Consider the following 23,498-nt stretch of genomic DNA (forward strand, 5'->3'; position numbering starts at 1 on the left):
ATCAATTGGATATGAATCAATATTTAGATGTCTTTATTGATGAAAGTAAAGAGCACTTACAGACATGTAACGAAAAGCTGCTGCTGTTGGAAAAAGATCCGGCAGACCTTCAGCTTGTGCATGACATCTTCAGAGCTGCCCATACGCTGAAAGGCATGAGCGCAACGATGGGATATACAGATCTGGCGCATTTAACCCACCTGATGGAAAATGTGCTGGACGCCATCCGCAACGGAGAAATGACCGTTACATCAGATTGGCTGGACGTGCTGTTTGAAGCGCTTGATCATCTTGAAGAGATGGTGCAGTCCATTATTGACGGAGGAGACGGCAAACGTGATATTTCTGAAGTGAGTGCGAAGCTCGACGTAAATGCGGTGCATGAGACTGCGGCTTCAGCCGAAACAGCAGAACCGCCGGCTTCAATACAACAGGCTTCAACTGAATGGAATTATGATGAGTTCGAACGGACTGTTATTGAAGAGGCGGAAGAGCAAGGATTCAGCCGCTATGAAATAACGGTTTCCCTGAATGAAAGCTGCATGCTCAAAGCCGTGCGCGTGTACATGATATTTGAAAAGCTGAATGAAGCCGGGGAAGTCGCAAAAACGATACCCGCCGCGGAAGTGCTTGAGACGGAAGATTTCGGAACGGATTTTCAGGTGTGTTTCTTGACAAAGCAGCCTGCTGAAGAAATTAAAGAACTCATCAGCGGCATTTCAGAAGTGGAGAATGTCGAAATTTCTGCCGGTGCGCCGTTAAAAACGGCCGAAAAACCGCAAGCGGCTGAACCGGTGAAGGAAGCTCCGGTTAAAAAGGCTGAGAAACAGCCTAAGCCGCAAGCGAAAACGGAAGAACAGCCGAAGCATCACAGCGGCTCGAAAACGATTCGCGTCAACATTGAAAGACTGGATTCTTCAATGAACCTTTTTGAAGAACTTGTCATTGACCGCGGACGTCTTGAGCAGATCGCCAAAGAGCTTGACCACAATGAGCTGACTGAAACCGTTGAACGCCTGACCAGAATCTCGGGCGACCTTCAGTCTATTATTCTTAATATGCGGATGGTGCCGGTAGAAACCGTCTTTAACCGTTTCCCGAGAATGATCCGCCAGCTTCAAAAGGAATTAAACAAGAAAATCGAATTGTCCATCATCGGAGCTGAAACGGAGCTGGACCGCACGGTGATTGATGAAATCGGCGATCCGCTTGTCCATTTAATCAGAAACAGCATCGATCACGGCATTGAATCGCCTGAAGTGCGGGTGAATAAAGGAAAACCGGAATCAGGTCATGTCGTGCTTAAGGCATATCACAGCGGCAACCACGTCTTTATTGAGGTTGAAGATGACGGGGCCGGCCTGAACAGAAAGAAAATTCTTGAAAAAGCGCTCGAGCGGAGTGTAATCACCGAACGTGATGCTGAAACGCTTGAAGATAATGAGATTTACGAGCTTATTTTTGCTCCGGGCTTCTCGACTGCCGATCAAATTTCTGACATTTCAGGGCGGGGCGTCGGCCTGGATGTCGTAAAAAATAAACTCGAATCACTCGGCGGCTCTGTCAGTGTCAAATCCGCGGAAGGTCAAGGTTCTCTTTTCAGTATCCAGCTTCCGCTGACACTTTCAATTATATCCGTTCTTCTCATTAAACTGGAAGAAGAGACGTTTGCGATACCGATTTCTTCTATTATAGAGACGGCTGTTATTGATAAGAAAGATATCCTGCAGACGCATGACAGAGAAGTGATTGATTTCAGAGGCCAAATCGTTCCGATCGTCAATCTGAAAAAAGAATTCGGCATTACGGATTCAAAACAGGATGCCGATCAGTTCCATGTAATCGTCGTGAAAAAGGGCGATAAATCCACTGCTTTTGTCGTGGACTCTTTTATCGGACAGCAGGAAGTCGTACTGAAATCACTCGGCGACTATTTAACAAGCGTCTTTGCGATTTCCGGCGCTACGATTCTCGGAAACGGAGAAGTGGCGCTGATTATTGATTGCAATGCGCTGATCTACTAAAACGACACGAGGAGGTGCCCGAATGACTGCTGAAATCAAAACAGGTGAAAAAATGATTGTGTTTATGATAAACGGGAAAGAATACGCTATCTCAGTTTCCCAAGTGAAATCAATTGAAAAGTGGCAAAAACCGACGAGGGTCCCAGGTGTGGAATCTTATATCCGCGGCGTTATCAATCTGCGCGGAGTGATTACCCCGGTTCTTGATTTAAGAAAACGTCTGAATCAGCCTGAACAGGACATCACAGAAGAGACTCGGATTATCATCATTTCTTATCGTGACGCCGATGTCGGATGGGTCGTGGATGAGGCCAATGACGTCATCACCGTGCATGAAAATGAAATCGAATCCGCGCCTGAAAGCCAGACAAAGGAAACGGATGTGTGGATTAAACAGATCGTCAAGCAAGATAACAGGCTCCTCAATATTATCGATGCGCATGCGGTGCTGGATAAAGGTGCTTCGGCATCTGCGTCCGGAGAGCCTAATGCTTAAAGGGGAAAAGACAACATGAGTAAGTTTGAAGCGATCAAAGAAGAGCAGATGGATATTTTGCGGGAAGTCGGAAATATCGGGGCGGGTCACTCGGCTTCTGCAATGGCTCAGCTGCTGAACAGAAAGATAGACATGGAAGTGCCGTTTGCGACTTTATTGACATTTGATGAGCTCGCTGATTTTTTCGGCGGGGCTGAAACGCCGGTCGCCAGTATCTTTTTAAGAATGGAAGGCGACATGACCGGCTCTATCTTTCTCATCATGCCTTTCCATCAGGCGGAACAGTTTATCAGAGAGCTGATCGGAAATCCGGATTTTGATATTGACCAGTTGGGTGAAGATCATTTGAGTTCTTCTGCTTTACATGAGTTCGGCAATATTTTAGCAGGTTCCTATTTAACGGCATTGGCTGATTTGACAAAGCTTGAGATTTACCCGAGCGTGCCGGAAATCTCACTTGATATGTTCGGCGCGGTTATCAGTGAAGGGCTGATGGAGCTCAGCCAAGTCGGAGAGCATGCCATTGTCGTGGATACTTCTATTTTTGACCAGGGCAGCCGGCAGGAGCTCAAAGCCCACATGTTTATGCTCCCGGACTATGATTCTTTTGAAAAGCTCTTCGTCTCATTGGGTGCGGCTTTATGAGCCGTGCGGAAGCCGCAGTCGTTAAAGTGGGGATTGCGGATGTTCAAGTCGCGCGTTACCCGGATAAAATCCGGACCTCGGGACTCGGTTCATGCGTGGGGCTGGTTTTATACGATAAAGACAAACAAACGGCAGGACTCGTTCACGTCATGCTGCCGGACTCCGGTTTATCAAAAACGGCGGAGCTCAACCGTGCAAAATACGCGGACACCGCCGTTAAGATGACGATTGATATGCTTTTGAAAGTCGGCTGCCGCAAGTTTGCCCTGAAGGCAAAACTCGCCGGGGGAGCGGAGATGTTTAAGTTTAAAATGACAAACGACCTGATGAAAATCGGTCCGAGGAATGTAGCGGCCATCAAAGAGCAGCTTTCATTGTATAACATTCCGGTCATCAGTGAAGATACGGGCGGCTCAAGCGGCCGGACGATTGAATTTGAGCCAAAGTCCTGCATGCTGCACATTCGAACTGTTAAACAAGGTGAAACAACGATTTAATAAAGGTATGAGGTAGGGGGATAACAATGCAATCCTTGAATTATGAAGATCAGGTGCTTTGGTCGCGCTGGAAAGAGTGGAAAGATCCTAAAGCCGGTGATGATTTAATGCGCCGTTACATGCCGCTGGTCACATATCATGTCGGCAGAATTTCCGTCGGACTGCCGAAATCGGTGCATAAAGACGATCTAATGAGCCTTGGTATGCTTGGTTTATATGATGCCCTGGAAAAATTTGACCCCGGCCGGGATTTAAAATTTGATACCTATGCCTCGTTTAGAATTCGCGGTGCAATCATCGACGGGCTGCGTAAAGAAGATTGGCTGCCCAGAACTTCACGGGAGAAGACAAAAAAAGTCGAAGCGGCGATCGAAAAACTTGAACAGCGCTACCTTCGGAATGTGACGCCTTCAGAGATCGCAGAAGAGCTGGGGATGACGGAGCAGGACGTAGTATCAACGATGAATGAAGGGTTTTTTGCCAATCTCTTATCCATTGATGAAAAGCTTCACGACCAGGATGACGGTGAGAATATTCAAGTGATGATCAGAGATGACAAAAATGTGCCGCCGGAAGAAAAAATCATGAAGGACGAGCTGATCGCTCAGCTTGCGGGCAAAATTCACGAGCTCTCTGAAAAAGAGCAGCTTGTCGTCAGTTTATTCTATAAAGAAGAACTGACTTTGACCGAGATCGGACAAGTCCTGAACCTTTCGACGTCGCGGATTTCACAGATTCATTCAAAGGCGCTGTTTAAATTAAAGCATCTGCTTGAAAAAGTAATTCAATAATGAACTCATGGTTAGCGAGTGAAAAACATGTCAACACTATTATGGCTTTTAAGCTTTGTGCTTCACGGCGTACTGCTTTATGCCGTCATTATTCTGTACACGAGGTTTTCAGCCCTCAAGGAGACGGAGCGCCAGCAGAAGAAGATTCTTGAAGAGACGGAAAACACTCTTGCAGCGTTTCTGCTTGAGCTGAAAGAAGAAAATGAAAGACTCGAAGACGCAAAAAGCCGTCAAGCGCCGGACGCAGAAGACGCCGAACCCCGGCCGGAACCGAAAAAAGAGCCTGCTATTCCGGACCACATGGAAAAGCTCATCAGTGCAACGGAACGGGCTGAAAGTGATGAAAACAACGGTGCGCATTCGTTTGAAGAACGTGTTTCAGAATTATATGAACAAGGGCTCACCCCCGCGGAAATCGCCAAACGGATGCAGAGCGGAAAGACAGAAATCGAGCTGTTTTTAAAATTTCGCGGCAAAGCTGTAAAGGATTCTTGATTGTCGCATAAAGCTGTGTTATATTATGTCTTGGTGTTAAATACACACGCTTAACGATTTATGCAGAGGGTGCTGCAAACGGCAGTTCTGCACAAAAATGACCTAAGCGGAGGAAAAAAACCATTTTATTAGGAGGAAATCACATGTCAGTTATTTCTATGAAACAATTGCTTGAAGCTGGTGTTCACTTCGGCCACCAAACACGCCGCTGGAACCCAAAAATGAAGCGTTACATTTTCACGGAGCGTAACGGAATCTACATCATTGACCTTCAAAAAACAGTGAAAAAAGTAGAGGAAGCTTACAACTTCACGAAAAACCTTGCTGCTGAAGGCGGAAAAATCCTTTTCGTCGGCACAAAAAAACAAGCTCAGGATTCTGTTAAAGAAGAAGCTGTACGCTCTGGCATGTACTATGTCAACCAACGCTGGTTGGGCGGTACACTGACAAACTTCGAAACAATCCAAAAACGCATTAAGCGTCTGAAAGACATCGAGAAAATGCAAGAAAACGGTACATTTGAAGTACTTCCGAAAAAAGAAGTTGTTCAATTGAAAAAAGAATTAGAGCGTCTTGAAAAATTCCTCGGCGGAATTAAAGACATGAAGGATCTTCCTGATGCATTATTCATCATCGATCCTCGCAAAGAGCGCATCGCTGTTGCGGAAGCTCGCAAATTGAACATTCCTATCATCGGAATCGTAGATACAAACTGTGATCCTGATGAAATTGATGTCGTAATCCCTGCAAACGATGACGCAATCCGCGCTGTCAAACTTCTTACTTCTAAAATGGCAGATGCTATCTTAGAAGCGAAGCAAGGCGAAGAAGAAGCGGAAGCTGCTGAAGAGACTGCACCTGAAACAGAAACGACAACTGCGTAACCTAATCAAAAGGTGATAAGAGGGACTGCCTTTTATCACCTTTTTTCAAGAAAAATGTATCTATACATATCTTGTTTACACATATAAGGAGGAATTCAAATGGCTATTACTGCACAGCAGGTAAAAGAACTGCGTCAAAAAACAGGCGCTGGTATGATGGACTGTAAAAAAGCATTGACTGAAACTGACGGAGATATGGACAAAGCAATCGACCTTCTGAGAGAAAAAGGAATTGCGAAAGCGGCTAAAAAAGCTGACCGTATCGCTGCTGAAGGTTCTACTCTTATTAAAACTGACGGCAACAAAGGCGTTATCTTAGAAGTAAACTCTGAAACTGATTTCGTTGCGAAAAACGAAGGCTTCAAAGAGCTTCTGAACACGCTTGCTGACCACCTTCTTGCAAACGCTCCTGCTGATCTTGAAGAAGCAATGGGTCAAAAGATGGAAAACGGTTCTACTGTTGAAGAATACATCACAAGCAACGTTGCTAAAATCGGAGAGAAAATCACTCTTCGCCGTTTTGCTGTTATTTCAAAAGAAGACAGCGAAGCGTTCGGTGCTTACCTTCACATGGGAGGCCGCATCGGCGTATTATCCGTTCTTAGCGGAACAACTGACGAAGATCTTGCAAAAGACATCGCGATGCATGTTGCAGCGGTAAATCCTCGTTACATTTCCCGCGACCAAGTGTCTGAAGAAGAAGCAAACCATGAGCGTCAGATTCTGACTCAGCAAGCTCTTCAAGAAGGCAAACCGGAAAACATCGTAGCTAAAATGGTTGAAGGCCGTCTGAACAAATTCTTCGAAGAAATTTGCTTATTAGACCAAGCTTTCGTTAAAAACCCAGACGAAAAAGTGAAACAAGTTGTGGCTGCGAAAAACGCATCTGTTAAAACTTACGTCCGCTACGAAGTTGGAGAAGGTATTGAAAAACGCCAAGAAAACTTTGCTGAAGAAGTTATGAACCAAGTGAAAAAATAATGGCGGAAAGCCTTGGCGAATCTTTCGCGGCTTTTCAGGCAGTATAGGGGACACTACTTGTGTTCCCTATTTTTAAAACTATATTTACAAACCTTTTTTTCTCTTGCATAATAGGAAACGGCAATGTTTACACTTGGAGGTTATTATGGAAAAACCAAAATACAATCGTATCGTTTTAAAGCTTAGCGGAGAAGCATTGGCAGGAGAGCAGGGAAACGGCATTAATCCGACTGTCATCCAATCCATCGCTAAACAGGTAAAAGAAATCGCTGAGCTTGACGTCGAAGTGGCCGTAGTCGTAGGCGGCGGCAACTTATGGCGCGGAAAAACGGGCAGTGACTTAGGAATGGACCGTGCGACGGCCGATTATATGGGCATGCTTGCTACTGTCATGAACTCACTTGCCCTGCAGGACAGCCTGGAAACGCTCGGAATTCAGTCCAGAGTGCAGACATCAATTGAAATGCGTCAGGTCGCTGAGCCTTACATCAGAAGAAAAGCCATCCGCCACCTGGAGAAAAAACGCGTTGTTATTTTTGCCGCGGGAACAGGAAACCCTTATTTCTCTACGGACACAACCGCAGCGCTGCGTGCCGCTGAAATCGAAGCGGACGTGATCTTAATGGCGAAAAATAATGTCGACGGTGTGTATAATGCTGATCCGAGAAAAGATGAGTCAGCCGTTAAATACGAAAAATTATCTTATCTCGATGTGTTAAAAGACGGGCTGGAAGTCATGGATTCTACGGCTTCTTCACTATGTATGGATAATGATATTCCGCTGATCGTCTTTTCTATTATGGAAGAAGGAAATATTAAGCGTGCCGTAATCGGCGAATCAATCGGAACGATCGTAAGGGGGAAATAACGTTGTCAAACGAAGTATTAACACAAACAAAAGAACGCATGGAAAAAGCGGTTGCCGCTTATTCACGCGAATTGGCGTCAGTCCGCGCAGGACGTGCAAACCCATCTCTATTGGATAAAGTGACAGTAGAATACTACGGTGCCCAAACACCTTTAAACCAGCTGTCTTCCATCAATGTGCCTGAAGCGCGTATGCTTGTTGTCACACCGTATGACAAAACGGCAATCGGCGATATTGAAAAAGCGATTCTGAAAGCTGATCTTGGCGTAACGCCGACAAGTGACGGCACAATTATCCGCATCGCGATCCCGGCTCTGACGGAAGAAAGACGTAAAGAACTTGTCAAAGTCGTGAAAAAATACGCGGAAGAAGCGAAAGTAGCAGTCCGTAATGTCCGCCGTGACAGCAACGATGACCTCAAAAAACTTGAGAAAAACGGAGACATTACAGAAGACGAGCTTCGTGCTTCCAGTGAAGACGTTCAAAAGCTGACAGATGAATATGTGTCAAAAATTGACAGCGTCACGAAGGACAAAGAAAAAGAAATCATGGAAGTTTAATGAAAAACTATGTACAATAGATAATGTGAAAAGACCCTCTCATGTTTACAGGGGGTTTTTTTGTTAATACTGTTGATTACATTGATCATCAGCAACGCAACCTTTTTGGGTGACGGAGGAATCTCATGCTCAACATACTCAAAAATTGGAAGAATCAGCAGAATGCGGCTTCCAACTTAGAACGGTATACAAAAGAAGACATACTGAAGGGTGAAATTCCCGCACACATTGCCATTATTATGGACGGAAACGGACGCTGGGCGAAGAAGCGCTCACTCCCTCGGATTGCAGGACATCATGAAGGAATGAAAGTGGTAAAAAGGGTGACAAAGCTCGCAAGTCAGCTCGGCGTTAAAGTTCTGACTCTTTATGCGTTTTCAACGGAGAACTGGAAGCGCCCGAAGATGGAAGTCGACTTTTTGATGAAGCTTCCGGAAGAGTTCCTGAATACGTATCTTCCTGAATTAATAGAGGAAAATGTACAGGTGAAAATTATCGGAGATGAATCCGCGCTCCCTTCTCATACGTACAGGGCGATTGAGAAGGCCGTAAAAGATACAGAACAAAATGACGGGCTGATTCTCAATTTCGCTTTGAACTACGGCGGACGCACGGAAATCGTCAATGCGGCAAAAGCACTGGCTGAACAGGTGAAAAGCGGCACGCTGAATATCGAAGACATTGATGAAGCGCTCTTTTCCGGGCATTTAATGACAGAATCAATCCAGGACCCGGAGCTGCTCATCAGAACGAGCGGAGAAATCAGATTGAGCAACTTTATGCTTTGGCAGGTGGCTTACAGTGAATTTGTTTTTACAGATGTCCTGTGGCCCGATTTTAAAGAAGATCACTTTCTGCAGGCAGTGGGAGAATTTCAACAGCGGGGCCGGAGGTTTGGCGGAATTTAGAGGATGGTGGAAATGAAACAAAGATTGTTAACGGGTGTTCTGGCAGCGGCACTATTTTTATTTTTGGTTATTTTCGGAGGATTGCCGTTCACCGTATTTGTTTACGTGATGGGAAGTATAGCGCTTTTTGAGCTTTTGCGGATGAAAAAGCTCAGATTTTTTTCTTTTCCGGGTCTGATCAGCCTCTTGTTGTTATGGCTGTATATGATGCCGGACAAGTATCATTTTTTCGATGCGAAAATGGAAGTAACGATTTTCGCCGTATTGATTCTGCTCAGCTATACGGTGCTCGTGAAAAACACTTTTACGTTTGACGAAGTCGGGTTTATCGTTCTCGCGACGGTATATATCGGACTGTGTTTTCATTATTTTATTGAAATCAGAAACATTGAAACAAACGGGCTTTTGTATATCTTTTATGCCTGCGTTGTCATATGGTCAACGGACTCAGGCGCATATTTCGTCGGAAAGTCGCTCGGGAAGCGGAAGCTGTGGCCCGAAATCAGTCCCAACAAAACGGTGGAAGGGTTTCTCGGCGGTATTGTCATCGCCCTTATTTTTACGGCTGTTTTTCAGCTGTTTGCGCACCTTCCGATTTCATACCCGGTTCTTTTGGTCATCACGCTTGTTTTGTCTGTGTTCGGACAGATCGGGGATTTGGTTGAATCAGCGCTTAAGCGGCACTATGATGTGAAGGATTCGGGAAAAATCCTTCCCGGGCACGGCGGCATTTTAGATCGATTTGACAGCTTTTTGTTTGTCATGCCGTTCTTATACTTTCTGCTTGCGCTTTTTTCATGAGAAAGGCTAATATGAAAATAAGACCGATCTGGACGCATAGAATGGGAGTGGCATTTTGAAGAATATTTGTCTTTTAGGAGCAACAGGATCAATAGGGGAGCAGACGTTAGACGTATTGCGCATGCATCAAGATCAGTTCCGTCTCGTCTCGATGACTTTCGGTAAAAACGCCGAGAAAGCGATCCCGTTGATCAGAACGTTTCAGCCGAAATATGTAGCAGTCGGCGACATGGATACATACCAAAAAGTGAAAGAAGCGTCTTTTTCTCATGAATGTCAAATCGGCATCGGAGAAGAAGGCCTGATTGAAGCGGCAGTCATGGACGAAGTCGATATCGTGGTCAATGCGCTGCTTGGAAGCGTCGGTTTAATCCCGACTTTGAAAGCGATTGAACAGAAAAAAACAATTGCGCTTGCAAATAAGGAAACTCTCGTCACTGCCGGGCATATAGTGAAAGGACACGCAAAACGATACGGTGTTCCTCTTCTTCCGGTCGACAGCGAACATTCCGCTATTTTCCAGGCGTTGCAAGGCGAACAGAGCAAAAATATCGAGCGCCTGATCATTACGGCATCCGGCGGCAGTTTCAGAGATAAAACGCGGCAGGAGCTTGAGTCTGTAACGATTGCCGACGCCCTTAACCACCCGAACTGGTCGATGGGCGCAAAAATTACGATTGACTCGGCTACAATGATGAATAAAGGACTTGAAGTCATTGAGGCGCATTGGCTGTTTGACATTCCGTATGAACAGATTGACGTTGTATTACATAAGGAGAGCATCATTCATTCGATGGTTGAATTTCACGACAGAAGCGTCATCGCCCAGCTCGGAAATCCGGACATGAGGGTGCCGATTCAATATGCGCTGACATATCCGGACCGGCTGCCTCTGCCTGAAACAAAAAGGCTTGAATTATGGGAGATCGGAAGCCTCCATTTTGCGAAAGCTGACTTTGAAAGGTTCCGCTGCTTACAATTTGCCTTTGAATCAGGTAAAATAGGGGGAACGATGCCGACGGTTTTAAATGCGGCCAACGAAGAAGCCGTTGCCGCTTTTCTTGCCGGACGGATTTCATTCTTATCGATTGAGGACCTGATTGAAAAAGCATTGGACCGCCACAGCGTAATTCAGGATCCGAGTCTTGCGGATATCCAAGAAGTGGACAAAGACACCCGGGGATACGTTAATTCAATACTCACATAAGGTGGTATGTTCGTGAATACAGTTATCGCGTTTATTATTATTTTCGGAACGCTCGTTTTTTTCCATGAGCTGGGGCATTTATTGCTCGCCCAAAGAGCGGGAATCCTTTGCCGTGAATTTGCGATCGGCTTCGGCCCTAAAATCTTTTCATTTAAAAAGAATGAAACCGTGTATACGATCAGACTCCTTCCGGTCGGCGGGTTCGTCCGCATGGCCGGTGAAGACCCGGAGATGATCGAAGTCAAACCCGGTTATACCGTCGGACTTCTTTTTAATAAAGATGACGAAGTGGAAAAAGTCATCATTAATCAAAAGGAAAAATATCCCGACGCTTTAATTATCGAGGTGGAGACGGCTGATCTTGAGCACGAAATGAAGATTACCGGGTACGAGCAGGGGAAAGAAGATGAACTGGCGGGCTTTACTGTCAGTCAGACCTCTTTTTTTATCGTAGACGGAGAAGAAGTGCAGATTGCGCCTTACAATCGACAATTCGGGTCTAAACCCGTATGGAAGCGGATTAAGGCGATTGCTGCCGGTCCGATAATGAACTTCATCTTAGCGTATGTCATTCTCGTCATGCTCGGATTCATTCAAGGCGTGCCTTCGAATCAGCCTGAGCTCGGGAAGCTGACAGACAATGGACGCGCAGCGGCTGCCGGTTTAAAAGAAGGCGACTATATCCAGAGCATTAACGGTGAAAAAATGAGGTCATGGACCGACATCGTGACAGCGGTAAAAGAAAATCCCGGAAAAAAAATCGATGTCGCCGTCAAACGGGACGGCAAATCGTTTCATATCTCGGTTACACCTGAAGCTGTAAAAGATGAAAATAAAAAAACAATCGGCCGCTTCGGCTCTTATGCGCCGACTGAAAAAGGGGCGCTTGCAGCGATTGCCTACGGCGCGACATCTACCGTTGATGTCACAAAAGCGATCCTGACCAATCTGAGCAAACTTGTGACAGGCCAGTTTAAGCTTGATATGCTTTCGGGTCCTGTCGGCATTTATGATATGACGGATCAAGTTGCAAAAACCGGTATTATCAACCTATTCCAGTTTGCGGCGTTTTTAAGCATCAACCTGGGAATCGTCAACCTGCTGCCGATACCGGCGCTTGACGGCGGGCGGCTGCTGTTTTTATTCATTGAAGCAATCCGCGGCAAGCCGATAAACCGTGACAAGGAAGCATTTGTCGTATTTATCGGCGTAGCTTTCTTAATGCTTCTTATGCTGGTTGTCACATGGAACGATATCCAGCGTTTATTCTTATAATTGACTAGTAAAAAATCAGAGGTGCGAAGACATGAGACAAAGTTTGACGCTTATTCCGACCCTGAGAGAAGTGCCGGCTGATGCTGAAGCAAAAAGCCATAAGCTTCTGCTGAGAGCGGGATTTATCAGACAAAATACGAGTGGGGTTTACAGCTATATGCCCCTGGCTTACAGGGTCATTCAAAACATTCAGAAGATCGTGCGTGAAGAAATGGAAAAAATCAACGCGGTGGAAATGCTGATGCCGGCCCTTCAGCAGGCTGAAACATGGCAGGAATCAGGCAGGTGGTATACGTACGGGCCTGAATTAATGCGTCTGAAAGACCGCCACGGCCGTGAATTTGCTTTAGGCGCGACACATGAAGAAGTCATTACTTCTCTCGTGCGCGATGAGGTGAAATCTTATAAGCGTCTGCCGCTCACTCTTTACCAGATCCAGTCTAAATTCAGAGATGAAAAACGCCCGCGTTTCGGCTTATTGCGCGGACGCGAATTCATCATGAAAGATGCGTATTCTTTCCATGCTTCTGAAGAAAGTCTTGAGGAAACATACCAAAACATGTACGGCGCATACAGCAGCATTTTCGCACGCTGTGAATTAAACGTCCGTCCCGTTATTGCCGACTCGGGCGCGATGGGCGGAAAAGACACGCATGAATTTATGGCTCTTTCTGAAATAGGGGAAGATACCATCGCTTATTCCGATGGATCCTCTTACGCAGCCAATACGGAAATGGCGGAAGTTGTCATGAACAGCGAGCCGTCAGATGAAACCCCCGAGGCATTGGAAAAAATTGATACGCCGAATATCAAAAGCATTGAAGAGCTCGCTTCGTTCTTGCAGATCGAGCCGAGCGCCTGCATCAAATCAATGCTGTTTAAAGCTGATGACCGATTTGTTCTCGTGTTAGTAAGAGGCGATCATGAGGTCAATGACGTGAAAGTGAAAAACCTTCTGAACGCGGAAGTGGTTGAGCTTGCGTCTCATGAAGAAGTAGCAGAGAAACTTGGCACGGAGCCGGGATTTGCGGGGCCGATCGGCGCTGCCGGCGACATTGAGATTTATGCCGACCAAGCCGTAAAAGTAATGGTAAACGCCGTTAGCGGCGCGAATGAAAAAGACCGTCATTACCGAAACGTAAACATCGAACGTGACGCGTCAGTAAAAGCGTATGCCGATCTTCGAATCATTCAGGAAGGCGATCCGTCACCTGACGGAAAAGGCACGATCCGTTTCGCTGAAGGGATTGAGGTCGGACAAGTCTTTAAACTCGGCACGCGTTACTCTGAAGCGATGAATGCGACATACCTTGATGAAAACGGGCGTGCGCAGCCGATGCTGATGGGATGTTACGGAATCGGCGTGTCCAGAACGCTTTCAGCCATCGCTGAACAGCATCACGACGAAAAAGGCTTGATCTGGCCGAAAAGCGTTGCTCCGTATGACCTTCATATTTTGGCGCTGAATATGAAAAACGAAGCGCAAAAAGAGCTTGCTGAACAGCTTTACGGCAAATTCCAGGCGGAAGGTTATGAGGTATTATACGATGACCGCGCTGAACGCGCAGGCGTGAAGTTTGCTGATTCTGATCTGATCGGCCTTCCGATCCGCATCACTGTCGGAAAACGTGCCGACGAAGGCATCGTAGAAGTGAAAATCCGCAAAACCGGTGAATCTGCCGAAGTTTCAGTGGATGAGCTTTCTGAATTTATCAAGACGAAGTAATCACCATAACGAATCATACAAAATCATGTTAAAATAGAGAAAAAAGAAGGTACCTCATCACCTGCGGAGGTACCTTCACTTATGATGTTTTAAGGGAGGGATACTGTCTGAATGGAACAGTTATCAGTAAACAGAAGACAGTTTCAGATTCTTCTGCAGCAGCTTAATATGACAGATGATACCTTCATGACATACTTTGAAGACGGAGAGATTGATAAACTGACAATCCATAAAGCAGAAAAGGCCTGGCATTTCCAATTTCGCTTTAAGGCTCTTTTGCCGTATCAAATATATGATTCATTCATGATGAGGTTAACACAATCGTTTGCTCACATCGCCCGTGTCACATCGTCTGTTCAGGTCATCGACCCTACAGTGACAGAGGAGCTTGTACAGGATTATTGGACACGCTGTATTGAAGAGCTTGAAGGAACCTCGCCGCCGATGGTGGCTCTTTTGAATCAGCAGAAGCCGAAGCTCAAGGGAAACAAACTGATCGTGAAAACAAAAACAGATACAGAAGCATCTGCGCTCAAAAATAAATACAGCGCACTGATTCAGCACAGCTACCGCCAATTCGGCTTTCCGGAACTGCAGCTGGATACCGAAATTTTCGTATCTGACCAAGAAGTCCAGAAATTCCGCGAGCAAAAGCTTGCTGAAGATCAGGAGCGGGCGATGCAGGCGCTTATCGAGATGGAGAAGAAGGAAAAAGAGGGCGATGAGGATCAGGCACCGTCCGGACCGCTTGTCATCGGCTATCAAATTAAAGAGAACGAAGAAATCCGGACGCTTGACAGCATCATGGATGAAGAAAGAAGAATTACGGTGCAGGGGTTTGTGTTTGATGCTGAAACACGCGAGCTGAAAAGCGGACGCACGCTCTGCATTTTCAAAATCACGGACTATACAAACAGCATTTTAGTAAAAATGTTCGCCAGAGAAAAAGAAGACGCCGCTTTGATGAAAACGCTGAAAAAAGGCATGTGGGTGAAGGCGCGGGGAAGCATTCAAAACGATACATTCGTTAGAGACCTCGTCATGATTGCAAATGACGTGAATGAAATAAAAGCCAAAACCCGTGAAGACACCGCTCCTGAAGGCGAAAAACGGGTTGAGCTTCATCTGCATTCTCCGATGAGCCAAATGGATGCTGTAACGAGCATCGGAAAGCTTGTCGAACAGGCGAAAAAATGGGGACATGAAGCGATTGCGTTAACTGATCATGCCGTTGTGCAGTCTTTCCCAGATGCCTATTCCGCCGCGAAAAAACACGGCATTAAAATGATTTACGGAATGGAAGCCAATATCGTAGATGACGGCGTTCCGATCGCATACAATCCAGCTCACCGTCTTCTGGAAGAAGACACATACGTTGTCTTTGACGTTGAAACGACAGGTCTGTCCGCAGTGTATGACACCATCATTGAGCTTGCCGCAGTCAAAATAAGAGGCGGAGAAATCATCGATAAATTCGAAGCGTTCGCCAATCCGCACCATCCGCTGTCAGCAACGACGATCGAGCTTACCGGTATTACGGATGACATGGTCCGCGACGCTCCCGATGTCGTTGACGTCGTACGGGATTTTAAAGAATGGATCGGCGATGACGTGCTTGTGGCTCATAACGCCAGCTTTGATATGGGATTTTTAAATGTGGCGTACAAGCGTCTTTTGAAAACGGAAAAAGCGAAAAATCCGGTCATTGATACGCTGGAACTCGCGCGTTTCCTGTATCCTGAGTTTAAAAATCACCGCTTAAATACGTTATGTAAGAAGTTTGATATCGAATTAACCCAGCATCACCGAGCGGTCTTTGACGCTGAAGCAACGGGCTACCTGCTGTTGAAAATGCTCAAAGATGCCGCTGAAAAAGACATTTTTTATCATGATCAGCTGAATGAGAATATGGGACAATCCAATGCTTATCAGAGATCAAGGCCTTATCACGCTACATTGCTTGCCGTGAATGAGACCGGCCTTAAAAATCTGTTTAAGCTCGTGTCCATTTCTCATATTCAATATTTCTACAGAGTGCCGCGCATTCCGAGGTCGCAGCTTAATAAATACAGAGAAGGTCTGTTAATCGGTTCTGCCTGTGACAGGGGAGAGGTCTTTGAAGGCATGATGCAAAAATCTCCTGAAGAGGTTGAAGATATCGCATCCTTCTATGATTATCTTGAAGTGCAGCCGCCGGAAGTATACAGACACCTTCTGCAGCTTGAGCTCGTCCGGGATGAAAAAGCGCTGAAAGAAATCATCGCCAACATTACAAAGCTCGGAGAAAAATTGAATAAGCCGGTCGTGGCTACGGGAAATGTCCACTATTTAAACGATGAGGATAAAATTTACCGGAAGATCTTAATATCTTCCCAAGGCGGCGCCAACCCGTTAAACAGACACGAACTGCCTAAAGTGCACTTCAGAACGACAGATGAAATGCTGGAGGCTTTCTCCTTCCTCGGTGCGGAAAAAGCGAAAGAAATCGTGGTTGACAATACGCAGAAAGTCGCTTCGATGATTGATGAGATCAAACCGATCAAAGACGATCTGTACACGCCGAAAATTGACGGGGCTGATGAAGAAATCCGTGAAATGAGCTATCAGCGCGCCAGAAGCATTTACGGTGAAGAGCTTCCCGAAATTGTGGAAGCGAGAATAGAAAAAGAATTAAAAAGTATCATCGGTCATGGATTCGCCGTTATTTATCTCATCTCTCATAAGCTTGTAAAACGGTCTCTGGATGACGGTTATCTCGTCGGCTCCCGGGGGTCCGTCGGTTCATCGCTTGTGGCGACCTTAACGGAAATCACTGAAGTGAACCCGCTCGCTCCGCACTACGTGTGCCCGAGCTGCCGATATTCCGAATTCTTTAATGACGGATCAGTCGGTTCCGGTTTTGACCTTCCGGATAAAAGCTGCCCGTCTTGCGGTACACCTTTGAAAAAGGACGGACATGATATCCCGTTTGAAACGTTCTTAGGCTTTAAAGGTGACAAAGTACCCGATATCGACTTGAACTTCTCAGGTGAGTATCAGCCCCATGCCCATAACTACACGAAAGTATTGTTCGGTGAAGATAACGTGTATCGCGCGGGAACGATCGGCACCGTCGCGGAAAAGACGGCTTACGGATATGTGAAAGGCTATGCGGGCGATCACAACCTACACATGCGCGGCGCGGAGATCGACCGTCTGGTTCAAGGCTGCACCGGCGTTAAGAGAACGACCGGCCAGCACCCGGGGGGGATTATCGTTGTCCCGGATTACATGGATATTTACGATTTTTCACCGATACAATTCCCGGCAGATGCGACGGGGTCTGAATGGAAAACGACTCATTTTGACTTCCACTCCATTCATGACAACCTGCTGAAGCTTGATATATTGGGGCACGATGATCCGACAGTCATCCGGATGCTCCAGGATTTAAGCGGAATTGATCCGAAGACGATTCCGACAGATGATCCGGAAGTTATGAAGATTTTCCAAGGCACAGAATCGCTCGGCGTCACTGAAGAGCAGATCGGCTGTAAAACGGGGACGCTCGGCATTCCTGAATTCGGGACGCGATTTGTGCGGCAGATGCTTGAGGATACGAAGCCGACGACGTTCTCCGAGCTTGTCCAGATTTCCGGGCTTTCTCACGGAACGGACGTATGGCTCGGCAATGCGCAGGAACTGATACACAACAATACGTGTGAACTTAGCGAAGTGATCGGCTGCCGTGATGACATTATGGTTTACTTGATCTATCAGGGCCTTGAGCCTTCACTGGCCTTTAAAATCATGGAATTCGTCCGTAAAGGCAAAGGCCTGACGCCGGAATGGGAAGAAGAAATGAAAAAGAACAATGTGCCGAACTGGTATATTGATTCATGCAAAAAAATCAAATACATGTTCCCGAAAGCCCACGCCGCCGCATACGTGCTGATGGCGGTGCGGATTGCATACTTTAAAGTGCATCACGCGCTTTTATATTATGCTGCGTATTTTACCGTCCGCGCAGATGACTTTGACATTGATACAATGATTAAAGGCTCGACTGCCATCAGAGCGGTGATGGATGATATCAGCTCTAAAGGGCTTGATGCTTCGCCGAAGGAGAAAAACCTCCTTACCGTGTTAGAGCTTGCGCTTGAAATGTGTGAGCGCGGCTATTCCTTCCAGAAGGTCGATCTATACCGTTCGAGCGCTTCGGAATTTATCATTGACGGCAACAGTCTCATCCCGCCGTTCAACTCAATTCCGGGACTCGGAACCAACGCCGCTCTCAATATTGTGAAAGCGCGGAAAGAAGGGGAGTTCCTTTCAAAAGAGGATCTTCAAAAACGAGGAAAAGTGTCAAAAACCATTTTAGAGTATTTAGACCGTCACGGCTGTCTTGAGTCGCTTCCGGACCAAAATCAGCTGTCTCTGTTTTAAGCTTTGTGCACAGCCTCCGAGCGGAGTTTGATTTGCATTAAATATATGGTTATGGTATAGTTTTATTGGAAATGCTAACGATTACCGAGGCAAAGAGTGGGGAAACCCGCTCTTTTGTATTGAACAGGCAATTTTGCCTCGACATGTCCATCGTTTTCTCAATGCCCCTGCTCTTTTGAAGCAGGGTTTTTATGCAGAGGAACGGCTGATATGATATCGACAGCACAAGGAGGAAAAACATGAGCAAAAAAGTGACTGATACCGTTCAAGAAATGGCTCAGCCCATACTGGATGACCTTCAGCTTGAACTCGTAGACATTGAATTTGTCAAAGAGGGTCAAAACTGGTTCCTTCGCGTGTTTATTGATTCCGAGAACGGTGTTGATATTGAGGAGTGCGCCAAAGTCAGCGAAGCGTTAAGCGAAAAGCTGGATGAGGCCGATCCGATCACCCAGAACTACTTTCTTGAAGTATCTTCTCCTGGAGCCGAGCGTCCATTAAAGAAAAAAGCCGACTTCGAAAAATCACTGGGCAAAAATGTGTACATGAAAACGTACGAACCGATTGACGGTTTAAAAGTGTTTGAAGGCAAATTGGCTGAATTCGATGGACAAACTGTTACAATAGAGATGACGGTCAAAACAAGAAAGAAACGGGTCAATATTCCGTATGAAAAAATAGCTAACGCAAGATTAGCTGTAACATTTTAATGAATGAAGTATTAGTGTTTAAGGGGGGAGACCGCTAACATGAGCAGTGAACTATTAGATGCTCTCACTATTCTTGAAAAAGAAAAAGGCATCAGTAAAGACATTATCATCGAAGCAATTGAAGCTGCCTTAATTTCCGCGTATAAGCGAAATTTTAACCAGGCGCAAAACGTACGGGTCGATCTAAACCGTGAGACGGGCACGATCCGCGTGTTCGCAAGAAAGGATGTCGTAGACGAGGTATACGATTCAAGACTTGAAATCTCGCTTGACGACGCCCAGCACATCCATCCGAACTACCTTGTCGGAGATGTCGTTGAAATAGAAGTAACGCCGAAAGACTTCGGCCGCATTGCTGCGCAGACGGCGAAACAAGTGGTGACGCAGCGTGTCCGTGAAGCTGAGCGCGGCGTGATTTACTCAGAATTTATCGATCGTGAAGAAGACATCATGACGGGAATTGTACAGCGCTTAGACAGCAAGTTTATTTACGTGTCTCTCGGCAAGATTGAAGCGCTGCTGCCCGTCAATGAACAAATGCCGAATGAGAGCTATAAACCGCACGATCGGATTAAAGTATTTATCACAAAAGTCGAAAAAACGACAAAAGGGCCTCAGATCTATGTATCAAGAACGCATCCTGGTCTGTTGAAGCGTCTTTTTGAAATCGAAGTGCCGGAAATTTATGACGGAACGGTCGAACTGAAATCCGTTGCCAGAGAAGCGGGCGACCGCTCTAAAATCTCCGTCCGCACTGATGATCCTGACGTTGATCCGGTCGGTTCATGCGTCGGTCCTAAAGGCCAGCGCGTGCAGGCGATCGTCAATGAACTGAAAGGCGAAAAAATTGATATCGTCAACTGGTCTGATGATCCGGTTGAATTTGTTGCCAATGCGCTCAGCCCGTCTAAAGTGCTGGATGTCATCGTCAGCGAAGAAGAAAAAGCCACGACTGTCATCGTTCCTGATTACCAGCTTTCTCTGGCAATCGGAAAAAGAGGGCAAAACGCCCGCTTAGCTGCGAAACTGACAGGCTGGAAAATCGATATCAAAAGTGAAACGGATGCAAGAGACCTTGGCATCTATCCGAGAGAGCATGAAGAAGATGACGATTTAGAGCCGCTCTTTATGGAGCCTGAAACAGCCGAATCGGATGAATAAGAGGTGACTTTAGGTGAATAAGCGAAAAAAAATTCCTCTGCGCAAATGCGTGGTAACGGGGGAAATGAAGCCTAAAAAGGAACTGATCCGAATTGTCCGTTCTAAAGAAGGAGAGATTTCAGTCGATCCGACCGGAAAGAAGAACGGGCGGGGTGCCTATATCACCCTTGAGAAAGAATGCATCTTAGCTGCGAAAAAGAAAAACACATTGCAAAATCAATTTCAATCACAAATCGATGACCAGATTTTCGAAGAATTGCTGGAACTGGCGGAAAAGGTGAAAAAATAACATGTCTGGAATGGAATGGTTTCCCTTGCTGGGTCTGGCCAATCGAGCTCGTAAGGTCGTGTCGGGCGAGGACTTGGTTATAAAAGAAATTAGAAATGCGCGTGCAAAACTTGTTCTGCTGACAGAAGATGCATCTGCGAATACTGCAAAAAAAGTATCCGATAAATGCAATTATTATAAAGTGCCTTATAAAAAAGTCGAAAGCCGCGCTGATCTCGGCCGCTCTATCGGCAAGGAATCACGTGTCGTTGTCGCCGTCACTGACCAAGGTTTTGCGAATAAGCTGATCAGCTTGCTCGATTAATATTTTTGGGGGTGAACGAATGGCTAAAATGAGAGTTTACGAATATGCAAAAGCCATCAATGTTTCAAGCAAGGAAATTTTGACTGCGCTGAAAAACATGGATATAGTAGTAAATAACCATATGGCAATGCTTGAAGAAAAGACCATTAAGCAGCTTGATGCGAAATTTAAAAAAGGCGGCGCCGGTGTTACATCTCAGAAGCCTGCGGAAACGAACAAAAACAAGCCGCAAGGGATTAATCAGCAGCCTGCTGGGAATCAACCAAACAAAATTCGAGACGGAAAGAAGAATGACGTGCAGAATAATCAATTTAACAAAAACAAGAAGAATAACAACAACAACAAAAACAAAAACAAACGCAATCATAACAACAAAAATCAGTATCAGCAAAAACCGCTGAAGCCGAAAAAAGAGCTTCCTGAGAAAATTACGTTTTCCGGCTCTTTAACAGTCGGAGCTTTAGCCGAGGAACTAGGCAAAGAGCCGTCTGAACTCATTAAAAAACTGATGCTTCTGGGCGTAATGGCTACCATTAACCAGGAGCTTGACAAAGACACAATCGAACTGATCGCATCTGAATACGGTGTAGAAACAGAAGAAGTGATTGTGCTTGAAGAAACTGAGCTTGAAAAATATGAAGAGGCTGACAAAGAAGAAGATCTTCAAATCCGTCCGCCTGTCGTGACGATCATGGGCCACGTTGACCACGGGAAAACGACCCTCCTTGACAGCATCAGAAAAACAAAAGTTGTTGAAGGTGAAGCCGGCGGAATCACCCAGCATATCGGGGCTTACCAGATCGAAGAAAACGGCAAAAAAATCACGTTCTTAGATACTCCGGGACACGCGGCGTTCACAACAATGCGTGCGCGCGGTGCGGAAGTAACTGATATTACCATTTTAGTCGTAGCGGCTGATGACGGCGTTATGCCGCAGACAGTCGAAGCCATCAACCATGCGAAAGCGGCTGAGGTTCCGATTATCGTTGCCGTGAATAAAGTGGATAAAGAAAGCGCGAACCCTGACCGTGTCATGCAGGAGCTGACTGAATACGGACTCGTTCCTGAAGCATGGGGAGGAGAAACGATTTTCGTTCCTCTGTCCGCTCTTACAGGCAAGGGAATTGACGAGCTTGTCGAAATGATTCTGCTTGTCAGTGAAGTGGAAGAGCTGAAAGCCAATCCGAACCGTCAGGCAAAAGGAACGGTTATTGAAGCTGAGCTCGATAAAGGAAGAGGATCTGTCGCGACACTTCTCGTTCAAACGGGAACATTGAATGTCGGAGATCCGATCGTTGTCGGAAATACATTCGGCCGCGTGCGGGCCATGGTCAATGATCTCGGCCGCCGCGTGAAAACAGCCGGACCGTCCACACCTGTAGAAATTACGGGCTTAAACGACGTACCGCAGGCTGGCGATCAATTCCTCGTCTTTAAAGACGAAAAAACAGCCCGTTCTGTCGGTGAAGCACGCGCTTCCAAGCAACTGGAAGAACAGCGCAGCGACAAAGCGAAGCTGAGCCTCGATGATCTGTTTGAACAAATTAAACAAGGCGATGTCAAAGACATCAATTTAATCGTAAAAGCTGACGTTCAAGGTTCAGCCGAAGCGTTAACAGCCGCTCTTCAAAAAATTGAAGTAGAAGGCGTAAAAGTGAAAATCATTCACACAGGCGTCGGTGCGATTACGGAATCAGACATCATTCTCGCATCTGCTTCAAATGCAATCGTTATCGGGTTTAATGTGCGCCCAGACGGAAATGCTAAGAGCACGGCTGAAGCTGAAAATGTAGATATCCGTCTTCACCGTATCATTTACAAAGTCATCGAAGAAATTGAAGCGGCGATGAAAGGAATGCTTGATCCTGAATACGAAGAAAAAGTCATCGGCCAGGTTGAAGTGCGCCAAACATTCAAAGTGTCGAAAATCGGCACGATTGCCGGCGGATATGTAACAGACGGCCACATTACACGTGACAGCGGACTCCGCCTGATCCGTGACGGCGTGGTCATCTTCGAAGGGGAAGTAGACGTTCTGAAACGCTTCAAAGATGATGTGAAAGAAGTTTCACAAGGATATGAATGTGGTATTACAATTAAGAAATACAATGACATTCGCGAAGGCGACATCCTTGAAGCGTATGTCATGCAGGAAATCGAAAGAAAGTGATCGGATTTGCGGAATGTGAATGCATCATTTATGATGCGGGATCATTAAAGGAGAAACGAGCCGTTCTGAAGCGGATTATAACGAGGGTTCAGAATAAGTTCAACGTGTCGGCCGCAGAAATCGGCTATCAGGACACTTGGCAGCGGACCAGCTTCGGAATCGCCGTCGTTTCCTCCTCTCACGTTCAGGCGGAAAAGGAGATCCAGCGCGTACTCGCGTTTATTGACTCCTTTCCCGAAATAGAACGGACGATCACTAGAACAGAGTGGTTTTAACTTAGA

The 23,498-nt window shown here is 46.1% G+C and carries 22 protein-coding genes; all 22 read left to right on the forward strand.

Translation table 11 applies throughout. The features are described from left to right. The first annotated feature begins 5 nt into the window (after positions 1-5). The 22 genes from cheA to G9F50_RS04900 all read left to right on the forward strand — a co-directional run bounded on the left by cheA (position 6) and on the right by G9F50_RS04900 (position 23,492). Positions 6-2,024, forward strand: a complete 2,019-nt coding sequence (cheA, locus tag G9F50_RS04795) for a chemotaxis protein CheA (RefSeq protein ID WP_060561687.1) — start codon at positions 6-8, stop codon at positions 2,022-2,024. Between the two features lie 22 nt (positions 2,025-2,046). Beyond that, complete coding sequence (gene cheW / locus G9F50_RS04800) at positions 2,047-2,520, forward strand: chemotaxis protein CheW (protein WP_003154225.1); 474 nt, start codon at positions 2,047-2,049, stop codon at positions 2,518-2,520. Between the two features lie 15 nt (positions 2,521-2,535). Further along, positions 2,536-3,165, forward strand: coding sequence for a CheY-P phosphatase CheC (cheC, locus tag G9F50_RS04805; RefSeq protein ID WP_003154222.1), 630 nt, complete (start codon positions 2,536-2,538; stop codon positions 3,163-3,165). Continuing rightward, positions 3,162-3,662, forward strand: coding sequence for a chemoreceptor glutamine deamidase CheD (gene cheD / locus G9F50_RS04810; protein WP_060561686.1), 501 nt, complete (start codon positions 3,162-3,164; stop codon positions 3,660-3,662). Before cheC ends, cheD begins: the two co-directional genes overlap by 4 nt. A 26-nt stretch (positions 3,663-3,688) precedes the next feature. Continuing rightward, entirely contained in the window at positions 3,689-4,453 is a 765-nt protein-coding gene (sigD, locus tag G9F50_RS04815) for an RNA polymerase sigma-28 factor SigD (protein ID WP_003154217.1), read from the forward strand. 27 nt (positions 4,454-4,480) lie between these two features. After that, complete coding sequence (locus tag G9F50_RS04820; RefSeq protein WP_060561685.1) at positions 4,481-4,948, forward strand: DUF6115 domain-containing protein; 468 nt, start codon at positions 4,481-4,483, stop codon at positions 4,946-4,948. A 143-nt stretch (positions 4,949-5,091) separates the two neighbouring features. After that, positions 5,092-5,832 carry a 30S ribosomal protein S2 gene (rpsB, locus tag G9F50_RS04825; RefSeq protein ID WP_003154215.1) on the forward strand — a complete coding sequence of 247 codons (741 nt, stop codon included), beginning with the start codon at positions 5,092-5,094 and terminating at the stop codon, positions 5,830-5,832. 99 nt (positions 5,833-5,931) lie between these two features. Continuing rightward, the gene (gene tsf / locus G9F50_RS04830; RefSeq protein WP_007611455.1) at positions 5,932-6,813 is read left to right on the forward strand and encodes a translation elongation factor Ts; all 882 of its coding nucleotides are present in this window, start codon (positions 5,932-5,934) and stop codon (positions 6,811-6,813) included. Positions 6,814-6,958: 145 nt separating this feature from the next. Then, complete coding sequence (gene pyrH, locus G9F50_RS04835; protein ID WP_003154213.1) at positions 6,959-7,681, forward strand: UMP kinase; 723 nt, start codon at positions 6,959-6,961, stop codon at positions 7,679-7,681. 2 nt (positions 7,682-7,683) lie between these two features. Further along, positions 7,684-8,241 carry a ribosome recycling factor gene (frr, locus tag G9F50_RS04840; RefSeq protein WP_003154212.1) on the forward strand — a complete coding sequence of 186 codons (558 nt, stop codon included), beginning with the start codon at positions 7,684-7,686 and terminating at the stop codon, positions 8,239-8,241. 125 nt (positions 8,242-8,366) lie between these two features. After that, positions 8,367-9,149 carry an undecaprenyl pyrophosphate synthase gene (locus G9F50_RS04845; protein WP_007611457.1) on the forward strand — a complete coding sequence of 261 codons (783 nt, stop codon included), beginning with the start codon at positions 8,367-8,369 and terminating at the stop codon, positions 9,147-9,149. 3 nt (positions 9,150-9,152) lie between these two features. Then, positions 9,153-9,950, forward strand: a complete 798-nt coding sequence (locus G9F50_RS04850) for a phosphatidate cytidylyltransferase (RefSeq protein ID WP_007409796.1) — start codon at positions 9,153-9,155, stop codon at positions 9,948-9,950. A gap of 55 nt (positions 9,951-10,005) precedes the next feature. Then, positions 10,006-11,157 (forward strand): 1-deoxy-D-xylulose-5-phosphate reductoisomerase, encoded by a 1,152-nt coding sequence (gene dxr / locus G9F50_RS04855; RefSeq protein ID WP_003154208.1) that lies wholly within the window; start codon positions 10,006-10,008, stop codon positions 11,155-11,157. A 6-nt stretch (positions 11,158-11,163) separates the two neighbouring features. Beyond that, positions 11,164-12,432: an RIP metalloprotease RseP gene (gene rseP, locus G9F50_RS04860; protein ID WP_007611459.1), complete on the forward strand. Its 1,269-nt coding sequence runs from the start codon at positions 11,164-11,166 to the stop codon at positions 12,430-12,432. A gap of 31 nt (positions 12,433-12,463) precedes the next feature. After that, positions 12,464-14,158 carry a proline--tRNA ligase gene (proS, locus tag G9F50_RS04865; RefSeq protein ID WP_060561684.1) on the forward strand — a complete coding sequence of 565 codons (1,695 nt, stop codon included), beginning with the start codon at positions 12,464-12,466 and terminating at the stop codon, positions 14,156-14,158. A 111-nt stretch (positions 14,159-14,269) separates the two neighbouring features. After that, complete coding sequence (locus G9F50_RS04870; RefSeq protein ID WP_132106025.1) at positions 14,270-18,583, forward strand: PolC-type DNA polymerase III; 4,314 nt, start codon at positions 14,270-14,272, stop codon at positions 18,581-18,583. Positions 18,584-18,822: 239 nt separating this feature from the next. Then, complete coding sequence (rimP, locus tag G9F50_RS04875; RefSeq protein ID WP_007409801.1) at positions 18,823-19,293, forward strand: ribosome maturation factor RimP; 471 nt, start codon at positions 18,823-18,825, stop codon at positions 19,291-19,293. A gap of 39 nt (positions 19,294-19,332) precedes the next feature. Next, positions 19,333-20,454, forward strand: a complete 1,122-nt coding sequence (nusA, locus tag G9F50_RS04880; protein ID WP_003154195.1) for a transcription termination factor NusA — start codon at positions 19,333-19,335, stop codon at positions 20,452-20,454. A 13-nt stretch (positions 20,455-20,467) separates the two neighbouring features. Beyond that, positions 20,468-20,743, forward strand: coding sequence for a glucose-induced regulator RulR (gene rulR / locus G9F50_RS04885; RefSeq protein ID WP_003154193.1), 276 nt, complete (start codon positions 20,468-20,470; stop codon positions 20,741-20,743). Between the two features lies 1 nt (position 20,744). Further along, on the forward strand, positions 20,745-21,047 hold the full coding sequence (locus tag G9F50_RS04890) for a YlxQ family RNA-binding protein (protein ID WP_003154192.1): 303 nt from the start codon (positions 20,745-20,747) through the stop codon (positions 21,045-21,047). A gap of 19 nt (positions 21,048-21,066) precedes the next feature. Beyond that, a complete protein-coding gene (gene infB, locus G9F50_RS04895; protein WP_015417484.1) occupies positions 21,067-23,217 on the forward strand; it encodes a translation initiation factor IF-2 in 2,151 nt (716 codons plus the stop codon). Further along, entirely contained in the window at positions 23,214-23,492 is a 279-nt protein-coding gene (locus tag G9F50_RS04900) for a DUF503 domain-containing protein (RefSeq protein WP_003154188.1), read from the forward strand. The genes infB and G9F50_RS04900 overlap by 4 nt, the downstream gene beginning before the upstream one ends. Positions 23,493-23,498: the final 6 nt, after the last annotated feature.

Origin of the sequence: Bacillus sp. EKM206B, assembly GCF_011066015.1 — a bacterium.
GTDB classification, from domain to species: Bacteria; Bacillota; Bacilli; order Bacillales; family Bacillaceae; genus Bacillus; species Bacillus velezensis.